Origin of the sequence: Metasolibacillus meyeri, assembly GCF_003049505.1 — a bacterium.
In the GTDB taxonomy this organism is placed as follows: Bacteria; Bacillota; Bacilli; order Bacillales_A; family Planococcaceae; genus Metasolibacillus; species Metasolibacillus meyeri.
In genome coordinates, this window is record NZ_PYWN01000156.1 from 16,689 (window position 1) to 26,697 (window position 10,009).

General features: G+C 40.4%; 12 protein-coding genes and 1 other annotated feature. Of the genes, 4 read left to right on the top strand and 8 right to left on the bottom strand.

The annotated features are described in order from the left end of the window. Positions 1-83: 83 nt before the first annotated feature. The 4 genes from C9J34_RS18735 to rpmG form a co-directional block, all read right to left on the bottom strand. A complete protein-coding gene (locus C9J34_RS18735) occupies positions 84-1,982 on the bottom strand; it encodes an LTA synthase family protein (protein ID WP_107841702.1) in 1,899 nt (632 codons plus the stop codon). Positions 1,983-2,334: 352 nt separating this feature from the next. Further along, positions 2,335-2,541, bottom strand: a complete 207-nt coding sequence (locus C9J34_RS18740) for a YqgQ family protein (RefSeq protein ID WP_107841703.1) — start codon at positions 2,539-2,541, stop codon at positions 2,335-2,337. Beyond that, positions 2,538-3,125, bottom strand: a complete 588-nt coding sequence (locus tag C9J34_RS18745; RefSeq protein WP_107841704.1) for a 5-formyltetrahydrofolate cyclo-ligase — start codon at positions 3,123-3,125, stop codon at positions 2,538-2,540. Before C9J34_RS18745 ends, C9J34_RS18740 begins: the two co-directional genes overlap by 4 nt. Before the next feature lie 65 nt (positions 3,126-3,190). After that, positions 3,191-3,340 carry a 50S ribosomal protein L33 gene (gene rpmG, locus C9J34_RS18750; protein ID WP_008408521.1) on the bottom strand — a complete coding sequence of 50 codons (150 nt, stop codon included), beginning with the start codon at positions 3,338-3,340 and terminating at the stop codon, positions 3,191-3,193. A gap of 161 nt (positions 3,341-3,501) precedes the next feature. On the opposite strand from rpmG, the gene C9J34_RS18755 reads away from it, so the two are divergent. From C9J34_RS18755 to C9J34_RS18765, 3 genes are read left to right on the top strand one after another with little or no spacing between them, the layout of a single operon-like run. Then, on the top strand, positions 3,502-3,873 hold the full coding sequence (locus C9J34_RS18755; RefSeq protein ID WP_107841705.1) for a hypothetical protein: 372 nt from the start codon (positions 3,502-3,504) through the stop codon (positions 3,871-3,873). Then, positions 3,870-4,373, top strand: coding sequence for a hypothetical protein (locus C9J34_RS18760; RefSeq protein ID WP_107841706.1), 504 nt, complete (start codon positions 3,870-3,872; stop codon positions 4,371-4,373). The genes C9J34_RS18755 and C9J34_RS18760 overlap by 4 nt, the downstream gene beginning before the upstream one ends. A gap of 16 nt (positions 4,374-4,389) precedes the next feature. Beyond that, a complete protein-coding gene (locus C9J34_RS18765) occupies positions 4,390-4,860 on the top strand; it encodes a glutathione peroxidase (RefSeq protein ID WP_107841707.1) in 471 nt (156 codons plus the stop codon). Positions 4,861-4,993: 133 nt separating this feature from the next. Here the strand turns inward: C9J34_RS18765 and C9J34_RS18770 are convergent, their stop codons facing one another. The 4 genes from C9J34_RS18770 to C9J34_RS18785 all read right to left on the bottom strand — a co-directional run bounded on the left by C9J34_RS18770 (position 4,994) and on the right by C9J34_RS18785 (position 8,298). Then, complete coding sequence (locus C9J34_RS18770; protein WP_107841708.1) at positions 4,994-5,419, bottom strand: universal stress protein; 426 nt, start codon at positions 5,417-5,419, stop codon at positions 4,994-4,996. 101 nt (positions 5,420-5,520) lie between these two features. After that, a complete protein-coding gene (locus C9J34_RS18775) occupies positions 5,521-6,099 on the bottom strand; it encodes an anthranilate synthase component II (protein WP_107841709.1) in 579 nt (192 codons plus the stop codon). Further along, positions 6,096-7,460, bottom strand: coding sequence for an anthranilate synthase component I (gene trpE, locus C9J34_RS18780; protein WP_107841710.1), 1,365 nt, complete (start codon positions 7,458-7,460; stop codon positions 6,096-6,098). Before trpE ends, C9J34_RS18775 begins: the two co-directional genes overlap by 4 nt. Before the next feature lie 54 nt (positions 7,461-7,514). Beyond that, positions 7,515-7,718, bottom strand: a binding site (T-box leader). Positions 7,719-7,755: 37 nt separating this feature from the next. Then, positions 7,756-8,298 carry a biotin transporter BioY gene (locus tag C9J34_RS18785; protein ID WP_107841711.1) on the bottom strand — a complete coding sequence of 181 codons (543 nt, stop codon included), beginning with the start codon at positions 8,296-8,298 and terminating at the stop codon, positions 7,756-7,758. 145 nt (positions 8,299-8,443) lie between these two features. Between C9J34_RS18785 and C9J34_RS18790 the strand changes: the two genes are divergently transcribed. Continuing rightward, positions 8,444-9,991 (top strand): amidohydrolase, encoded by a 1,548-nt coding sequence (locus C9J34_RS18790; RefSeq protein WP_107841712.1) that lies wholly within the window; start codon positions 8,444-8,446, stop codon positions 9,989-9,991. Positions 9,992-10,009: the final 18 nt, after the last annotated feature.

The following is a 10,009-nucleotide window of genomic DNA, read 5'->3' on the forward strand; positions in this document are numbered from 1 at the left end:
CTGCACTTTGTAGCTCGTCTTTTTATATTGAAAAAAGGCTGTATAGAAAGTGGCACTCGCCTACTTTCTATACAGCCTTGTCATTACTTCATTGAATTTTGTATTAAGTTGCCTGTCGCCGAATCGTAGAAACGAAGTAAATCTCCATTAATAATCGCATCGGAATAGCCTAATTCTGTTGTTGCACTCTCAATTACCGGTTCACATACCGCAATATCAATTTGTTCGCCAGTCGCTCTATCGTAGCATGCGTCGCTTGCATAAACAACTTTGTCTGTAATAACTCGACCATCACGGAAAATCACTACATCTTCATGATCTTCAGAGAACAAGTCTGCGCCAAGCTGCATATCTTTCGACGTATCGATACCTAATAAGTGTAAAATTGTCGGACGTAAATCAATTTGTCCAGAAACCTCTTCCATTACTTGCCCGTCATTTGAACCTGGAACATGGATAAATAATGGCACAGATTGCAATAATGCACTGTCATACGGTGTAATAGCTTCCTTGTCTAAATACATCGCCATCGCCTTATTATGGTTTTCTGAAATACCATAATGATCACCATACATGACGATAATTGAATTATCATATAGACCTTTTTCCTTTAAATCCTCGAAGAATACTTTGATTGCCTCATCCATGTAACGAACCGTTTGGAAATAGCGGTTTAACGTACCTGAATTTGATGTGTACTCATCAATCATAATATCCTCTGGATCCAGATAGAACGGATAATGGTTTGTTAATGTAATCATACGTGAATAAAACGGCTGTGGCATTTCCGTCATATGCTGTACCGATTGCTGGAAGAATGGAATATCCTTCATTCCCCAGTTGACAGCTTCTCCTTCGCCAACTTCATATGAATTCACATCATAGTACTTTTGAATATTTAATGATTGGTAAATCATATCGCGATTCCAAAACGATTTATTGTTTGGATGCATCACGTTTGTAAAGTAACCGTTCTCCCCTAAGCGCTCTGCCATTGAGTTATACGTGTTACCACCGTGTGTAAAGAATACGGCTCCTCGACCTAAACCAAATAGCGAATTCTCTACAATAAATTCCGAATCAGACGTTTTACCTAACCCTGTTTGATGATAGAAATTATTGAAATAATATGTGTCTTTATCCTTTGTTAACGAGTTTAAAAATGGCGTTACTTCTTGACCATTCATGTCGTTATTAATAACAAAGTTTTGCAATGACTCAAGCGATACAACAATTAAATTGCGTCCCTCGTATTTGCCAAACATTTCAGCATTTGGCTCCGCCTGATTTGCGCGCACATAGTTGTTCACTTCCACAAGCTCACTGCCATCGGCTAATGCGCGCTGTGCAGAAGATTTTGATTGAATATAAACATCATATAAATGATAGTTATACGTACCGATATTTTTTACTAATAGCTCACGGTCAAAGCTACGTGTTAAAAGCTGTGGACGCTCTGTTTCTGCAAGTCCTAAATTTAATAATAAAATCGCCGCTGCTAATACAAAATAAGCGTGACGTATATCTTTGCGAATCGTTAATTGTTCATTTAACTTAGGCGCAAACTTCAATAAAAGTGCGATGAAAATCACATCGATAAAATAGAAAATATCCCAAACATTAATAATAGCTAATGCAGATGTTCCTAAATCGCCAAAATTGCTCGTCTGGAACAATACAGGCAATGTAATAAAATCATTGTAGAAACGATAAAAAGCAACGTTTCCATACAGTACAATCGACAATATCAAACTCGTAATCAAAATATAACGATTGCGAGCAGTCGATTTCTTGAAAAATAGTGATAATCCATAAGCAATTAATAAAAAGCTTATTGGATTGATCCATAAAATAAAGTATTGCATCCCATTTTCAATCTTCATATCAAAGCTTGTTTGATAAACGATTACTGTTTTAATCCATGTTGCAAGTATTGCAAAAGCTAAAATTGAATGTTTAGGCCATTTATTAATAGAATTCATTCCTCAACATCCTTTCTTTTTTTCCAAACCTTTACCTTAAGAATTTTAACTTAATTCAATAGAAGTCCCCCACTTCCGTATGTGACGGGACGCTTTCGATACAAAAAACATTGTTGATTCAAGTTAAGCCCTCGGTGCAATTACGCTGAGGCGCATTTGATTGCAGCAGCCACACCACTGCGCAACTAATATCCATTTCCCTATTTCTACTAATTTGAAACAAAATCTATCTTAAGGCTTTTTATAAAATTTAGCAATAAAAAATCACGTATTCGCAAATAGGCAGAATATTGTAGCTAGATAGATGATTTTTCATTGTCCTATATTAGTACGTTTCTTCAAGAAAAAGGTTTCACTCTTTCGATTCCCTCTCCAAGCGACTTGCTTCTTGACGAATTAAAAGTAGCGCTGTTTGGAAGTCACGAGGCGCCAATACATTCGCCTTGTACAGCTCACGCACTTCATCCTCCATCAGCATTAAATCACCTATGCGGTCAGTTGTATAAATATATGTGCCGTATTGCTTTAATAGCTCATAAACATCAATCATTGATTTCATCTTACTTGCCCTCCTCGATTTGCTACACAATCTATATAGCCTGTTTCTGTAAGTATTATATGAACAGGAATATCATGTGACTCAAATGGCACCTGCTCGGCCAATTGCTCGCTAAAAGCAAGCGCAAGCAACGTCCCTCGAAAATCAGGTAAATACCTGTCATAGTAGCCACCACCATAGCCTATGCGATAGCCCTTTTTGTCAAAAACGATTCCTGGCACAATGATTGTATCAATCGTTTCTCGTTCCACAAGCTCCGTCATAGCAGGCATCGGCTCTCGTAAATCCATATAAACGGTTTCTAATTGATAAAACCCTTCAATTGCATAAAATGTCATCTCTCTTGTTTTCGGGTGACATTTCGGTACTGCAACCGTTTTGCCTTGCTGCCACAATGCTTCAATAATAGCAATTGTATCAACTTCAGGCTTCGAAGAAATTGTAACAGCAATCGTTTTTCCTTCTTGAATAGAAGGCTGCTGCATTAATTGTTTGCCGATTGCATGTGAACGCGTTCGGTAATCTGCATAAGAAATCGCCTCTAATTGAGCGCGCACTGCTTGACGTATCGTTTTTTTATCCATCCATTCTCCCCACCTTTTTTAAAGTAAAAAGCCAAAACCTCTTGGGGCTTTGGCTAATTGAGCAATTACTTTGTTTCACGGTGAAGAGTGTATTTCTTCTCGCGAGAGCAATATTTTTTCAGTTCAAGACGCTCTGGATTGTTACGCTTGTTCTTTTTAGAAATGTAGTTACGTTCGCCGCAATCTGTGCAAGCTAAAGTAATGTTTACGCGCATTATTAACCCTCCCACTCTAATTAAGAATAAAAATTTTGAGCATGATTTATACGACTTTCCCATTATAACATAAACCGAAAAAAAAGCTAGTATCATTTCATATTAAGTTACGGTATGGTAAAATGAAAGACAATTGCATCAATTTGATTGGAGCGTTCGATATGGAATTATCAATTATTTTAATGATTGTCGGTATTTTTTTTATTATTCTTTCCTTATTTTTACGAGATTCAACAAAAAAGGTAGAGAAAGAAGTAGAGGAATTGTCGATTAGCATTTTCCAAGAAACAAATCAATTAAAGCGTCGCCTAAAAGTTGTTGAAGAGGAATTAATGCTTGAGCCTAATTTTCAAGTAGCGAAAAAGAGATACACACCTACTCAAACAACAGTGACGCAGCCTGTTAACGGCATCTTAGTAAGCCAAGTATTGGAGCTGAACAAACAAGGACTAGCTATCAATGAAATTAGCAGGCTATCCACATTATCAGAAGAGCAAGTGCGCCAAATCCTCGCAACAGGAGGGACTGTATGAAATCCTTTCTAAGAACGTTTGGCATTGCCCTTTTTCTAGTTGGTGCACTGCTGGCTGTCGGCAAACAATGGCAAATTCCTGTGTTAAGTAGTGAGGCTGTTGCCGATACCAAAAAACAAGACGCGCGTATTGCAGAGCTAGAGCAGCAATTAAGCGAGGCAAATGCACAAGTAGCTGAGCTCCAACAAACAGTTGCACATGCGGAGCTAGAAGAAGAACAAGAAGTTGTGACAACAGAGCCTGCGGAAAATGGGGATGCAGTCTCTGAAATAGACGATAACGTCGTGAGCGGAGTCGTCTATATATATGAAGGTGTTTCCATCTACGATATCGGCAAACAAGTCGAGGATGCAGGCATTTTAGCAAATGGACGCGAATTGGAGCTTTTTTTATCAAAACGTGAATATTCACGCTCGATTCAAAAAGGACACTTCGAGCTAAATTCCTCTATGACATTAGAACAAATGGCACGCATTTTAACTGGAAAAAAAGTACAATAAGTGGGAGGTCATCTATATGACAATTTATCAGCTCGACGTAACAACGGATAAAGGCGAAACATATTCATTAGACCGCTATGAGGGGAAAGTAGTATTAATTGTCAACACCGCTTCAAAGTGTGGGCTGACAGGACAATTTGAGGAGCTTCAAGCACTTTATGACAAATATGCTGAACGAGGGTTAGTCATCTTAGGCTTCCCATCTAATCAATTTAAGCAGGAGCTAGACAGTGCGGAACAAGCATCTGAAGCTTGCCGACTCACATATGGCGTGACATTCCCAATGCACGAAATCGTCGCGGTCAATGGAGATTCGGCACACCCATTATTCAAGCTCCTAACAGAGGAAACAAAAGGCCTTCTCGGCAAAAGCGTTAAATGGAACTTCACGAAATTTTTAGTGGATCGCAATGGGCAAATTATCAAACGCTTCGCACCAACGGATAAGCCTTTGAAGTTGGAAGAGGAGATTGTTTCTTATTTATAAAATCACCGTGCCCTTCATGGCACGGTGTTTTATTTATCCTGTATTAACAATTTTTTGTGTACTGAAAGCGACGCGTCAGGTACAGGCTGTAAGATCCCCACTGATTGAAGGTTCACTTTATTCCATTTAATTATTATCCTCTCACAACTAAGACGTCACATTTCGCATTGCGTACGATGCGTTCAGCATTTGAGCCAATAATCATTTTTTCAAATCGATTTAAGCCAGTTGCACTAATAATAACTAAATCAATACCCTTTAAATCTGCTAGAATTGCTTTTGGAGAACCTAGTTCAACTACCGTTTTAACAGTTGTAATCCCGGCTGCTAAAGCTTCTTTTTTTAACTGTTCCATTTGCTTCTCACGATCCTCTTTCACCTGCTCTGCATACGTTATATCGTATGCCTGTACTGAACCGAAAGAGTGTGTATCGACTACGCTGACAATATGTAAAACAGCTTCGTTGAGTTTTGCTACTTTTATTGCACGTTGGAATGCTTGTAAAGATTGTGCTGAAAAATCAACACCAACAGCGATTTGTTTATAATAGGTTTTCATGTTATAGTCCTCCTTTTTATTTTATTATATCAAAAAGCTTGCCTGAAAAAGTATTCCCTTTTCAAACAAGCCTTCATTTTTTATTTTGGCTGGACAGATCACTACTTTTGAATCACTCTATTCAAAAATGCCTCAATCATTGCATTGCCAGCTTTTGTGCCAATCGATTCTGGGTGAAATTGCAGACCATATAGTGGATACTCTTTATGCTGAATCGCCATAATTTCGCCATCATCTGCTGCACTCGCTGTCACAAGAAAATCATCAGATAATGTATGACGTTCAATCACTAATGAGTGATAGCGCATCACTTCTTCATCTTGTGCCACATTTTGCAATAAGCCTTGCTGTTGATGCGTTAAAAGGCTCATTTTCCCATGAATAATACGATCTGCACGTACGACATGTGCGCCAAATGCTTCACCAATCGCTTGATGCCCTAAGCAAATACCTAAAATCGGGAACTCCTGATGCAAGCTTTGGATGATGTTGATTACGTTGCCTGCCTCACTCGGAATACCAGGACCTGGCGAAATCACAATAGCCTTTGGCTGCAATGCACGTATTTCATCTACTGTTATTTTATCATTGCGAACCACTTGCACTTCTTGCCCAAATGCTGCGATTTGATGGTATAAATTGTATGTGAACGAATCATAGTTATCAATAAGCAAAATCATTTTCGCACCTCCAATAACGCACGTGCTTTATTTAACGTTTCCTCATATTCCATGCGAGGAATGGAATCATAAACGATACCTGCTCCTGCCTGTACATAAGCTTTGCCATCCTTCACAATCATTGTGCGAATCGCTAATGTTAAATCCATATTGCCTGAAGCGGAAATATAGCCAACTGCGCCTGCATAAATACCGCGCTTTTTTTGCTCCAATGCGTGAATAATTTGCATGGCACGTATTTTCGGTGCGCCTGATACGGTACCAGCTGGCAAGCAAGAAGCAAGCACATCGACTACATGTGCATTCTTGTTTAGCTGCCCTGTAACCTCTGATACAATATGCATGACGTATTTATATTTTTCAATTTGCATATAGCGCTTCACCTGTACTGAGCCTACTTCACATACGCGTCCGATATCATTGCGCCCTAAATCGACTAACATGCGGTGCTCAGCAAGCTCCTTCTCATCACTCAGTAAGTCCTGCGCTAGTTGCTCGTCTTCCTCTGCTGTTACTCCGCGTGGCTTCGTACCAGCGATTGGGTTTGTTGTGACAACATCTGCCTGCACTTTCACTAAGCTTTCTGGCGAAGTCCCCAGCACAATGGCCTCATCAAAATTCATGTAAAACATATAAGGTGAAGGGTTCGTTGCACGTAGCTTACGATAAAGCACAAATGCATCTCCCTCGAAATCCGCTTCAAATGTTTGCGACAGCACAACTTGGAAAATATCGCCACGCTGAATATGCTGCTGTGCCGTTTCCACCATTTGCGTAAAGTGCTCCTCGCTAATCGTTGCAGAAAAATGAATATCCACCTCTGCACGTATTGCTTGTGCTACTGGCTTTACAAGTTGTTGCTCAAGCTGCTGAATTGCTTGCTGCATTTGCTCCTCTGAGCGCCCGCCAAATAAATCAACCGCCACTATTGCCACTTGTTGCTCAATATGATCCATCACAATAAATGTATCGTAAAAATAAAGATGCACATCTGGCATCATATAAGCATCATTCACCGTCTGCCCAATCGTTTCAAAATGAAAGGCTGTCTCATAGCTAAAATAGCCAATTGCCCCACCGAAAAAGGCGAATGGGTAGCTCCCCTCATAAATGGGTAGCACCTCTTTTAAACGCTCGGTTACTGCAATGTTTTTCATTTCTCCATTAAAAATGGAAGCTTTGTCATCGCCTGTTAGCTCTCCTACTGGATTCGCCGCAATGAATGAATAACGACCGCTTTCCGCATATTTGGCATTCGATTCAAACAGCATTTTATTCTTTCCTTGTAGGCACGAATAAATGCTGATTGGGGTGTACGTATCCCCCTGCAATGTTTTCATTACATACTTCATCTCTGTCATACTCCGCTCTCCTATCTCTGCTCTTCTTTGGTACGCAAAAAGGCCCTCCGCACTGTAAAGGACGGAGAGCCGTGGTACCACCTTCATTGACTAATCGCTTAGCCCACTCGACTGCTTGTAACGTCAGCACTTACGGCAAGGCATTTCCTCCTTGCAGCTAGAAAATCCATTCACCTACGCTGACTGCTAGCTTGCACCAACCGCTAGCTCTCTTTCCAAATCACACATAAGCTACTCATTTTTCATCATCGCTTTATGCTGTAATTGTAACTGGATTTTTCATATAATTCAAACATTAATTTGTTGCCACTAATAATTTTGCCTGCATTAAACGATTACGCACATAAATACCGAGCCATGTCGCGAGTGCTGCCTTCACTAAACCAAGAGGAATAAATGGTGTCATACCTCCTGCCACTGCACCTACCCACGTCAACTCTGCTGAAAACATCAGCCAAAGTGTCCCGAAAATCAATGCCACAAACATACCAATTATATTTGCAACAGCCGCCTGCATATATGTATACGATGTTTTCTCTAAATATAAACCCGTTAAATACGCGGCTGGTAAAAACCCTATTAAATACCCACCTGTTGGACCAACTAATTTCGCAAAGCCACCTGAAAAATTCGCAAAAACAGGCAAGCCTACTGCACCTAACAATAAATACACCGCCACTGCCAACGTTCCGAGGCGAGGCCCTAAAATCGTTGCTACTAGCCCAATGGCTAATGTTTGCCCTGTAAACGGCACAGGTGGCACTGGAATCGCTACTTGTGCTAACATCGCAATAATCGCTGCACCCAATGCGGCTAATACATAATCTTTAACATTCATCTTCTTTCCCCCAAGCATAAGTTAACCAAACATAAATATAAGTTAACATAAAATATTATGCATATTCAATAGTTTTTGTTATTATTTTTTTAGATGTCAGAATTGTTTGTGTGCCTGGCACCCACAAAATTTGGAGGGATAACAAATGAATTTATGGTACGGTGGAACAATTTACACGATGCAGCAAGAAGGACACACAGTAGAAGCGATTTTAGAACAGGATGGCATCATTGTTGATGTCGGAGGCTTCGCTGATTTACAAGGGCGAGCACAGCACTTTATCGATCTGAAAGGAAATGTCTTATATCCAGGCTTTGTCGATAGTCATTTACATATTATTGGTTACGGAGAAAAGCTAAAAAATTTAGATGCTAGTCAGATTACATCGAAAGACGAATTGATGGCAGCGCTGCAACAGCGGGCGAATGCCTTGGAAAAAGAGGATTGGCTTGTGGCGATTGGCTACAATGAAGGGGCAAGCGAGCAATTGGTGTTTCCTACCATCGAGGAGTTGGACGCGTTAAACTGCCATATTGTCATCAAACGTAGCTGCCACCATTTAATTATGGTCAATCATCCCGCACTTGCTTATGCAAAAATTGATGAGGCAACGGTGAGCCCAGCAGGTGGCGTAATTGAGCAAAAGGATGGCGCACTGACAGGAATTTTAAAGGATAGTGCTTTGTATTTAGTTGTCAATCATATGCCAACAACAACACAAAGCTATGTTGATGATGCACTACAAAAATCGATTGCCTCTTTGCATTCATTTGGCATCGTTGGCGGACATTCAGAGGATTTAAGCTATTATGGACACCCTACCGTCCCATTGCAAAGCTATAAATCTATTGTCAAAAACAAAAATTTCAAGGCACATTTATTACAACATCATGAGGCGTGGGATGCATTACGTGAAATGGACTTTACCCCATCCACTTGGCTAGAGCTTGGGGCAATGAAAATTTTTGTTGATGGTGCATTTGGCGGTCGCACAGCCGCGCTTTCATCCCCATATGCAGATAATCCGATGAATAGCGGATTATTTATTCATTCACAGGAGGATTTAGTACAACTCGTCCGCAAAGCACGGGCGGCTCAGGCAACAATTGCCGTGCATGTCATTGGGGATGCAGCAATTGCAACGATTGTTGAATTAATTGAGCAGTACCCACCATTAGCTGGACAAAAAGATCGCATTATTCACTGTAGCTTAGTGAATGATGAGCTGCTTGAAAGATTAGCCGCATTACCTATCATTGTTGATGTACAACCACAATTTATTCAGTCGGATATGAGCATTTTACAGACAAGATTAGGTGACGAACGCTTAAATTATGCTCACCCAATTCAATCATTGCTAACGCGTGGCATCATTTGTGCGGGTGGCTCAGATGCACCAATCGAGCATCCAAACCCATTGCACGGCATTTATGCGGCGATTACGCGTCAAAAAATCGGTGAAACACAAGTTTTTAATGCAGCCGAATGCATATCACGTTATGAGGCGGTGAAGCTTTACACAACAGCGCCAGCTAAAGTCATTGACAAGGCACATATTCGTGGACAAATCGCAGCAGGATTCGAAGCAGACTTCACGATATTGAATGGCGATATTTTCACAGTCGGTGTGGAACAAATCCCTCATTTACAAGTAGTGAAAACCGTCGTTCATGGCCAAACAGTGTACGGCTGAAATTTTTGCGGGCGAATC

Excerpts from the sequence above, each read along its gene's own strand:
- C9J34_RS18735 (WP_107841702.1), bottom strand. The coding sequence starts at position 1,982 with ATGAATTCTATTAATAAATGGCCTAAACATTCAATTTTAGCTTTTGCA.
- C9J34_RS18740 (WP_107841703.1), bottom strand. The coding sequence starts at position 2,541 with ATGAAATCAATGATTGATGTTTATGAGCTATTAAAGCAATACGGCACA.
- C9J34_RS18745 (WP_107841704.1), bottom strand. The coding sequence starts at position 3,125 with ATGGATAAAAAAACGATACGTCAAGCAGTGCGCGCTCAATTAGAGGCG.
- rpmG (WP_008408521.1), bottom strand. The coding sequence starts at position 3,340 with ATGCGCGTAAACATTACTTTAGCTTGCACAGATTGCGGCGAACGTAAC.
- C9J34_RS18755 (WP_107841705.1), top strand. The coding sequence starts at position 3,502 with ATGGAATTATCAATTATTTTAATGATTGTCGGTATTTTTTTTATTATT.
- C9J34_RS18760 (WP_107841706.1), top strand. The coding sequence starts at position 3,870 with ATGAAATCCTTTCTAAGAACGTTTGGCATTGCCCTTTTTCTAGTTGGT.
- C9J34_RS18765 (WP_107841707.1), top strand. The coding sequence starts at position 4,390 with ATGACAATTTATCAGCTCGACGTAACAACGGATAAAGGCGAAACATAT.
- C9J34_RS18770 (WP_107841708.1), bottom strand. The coding sequence starts at position 5,419 with ATGAAAACCTATTATAAACAAATCGCTGTTGGTGTTGATTTTTCAGCA.
- C9J34_RS18775 (WP_107841709.1), bottom strand. The coding sequence starts at position 6,099 with ATGATTTTGCTTATTGATAACTATGATTCGTTCACATACAATTTATAC.
- trpE (WP_107841710.1), bottom strand. The coding sequence starts at position 7,460 with ATGACAGAGATGAAGTATGTAATGAAAACATTGCAGGGGGATACGTAC.
- C9J34_RS18785 (WP_107841711.1), bottom strand. The coding sequence starts at position 8,298 with ATGAATGTTAAAGATTATGTATTAGCCGCATTGGGTGCAGCGATTATT.
- C9J34_RS18790 (WP_107841712.1), top strand. The coding sequence starts at position 8,444 with ATGAATTTATGGTACGGTGGAACAATTTACACGATGCAGCAAGAAGGA.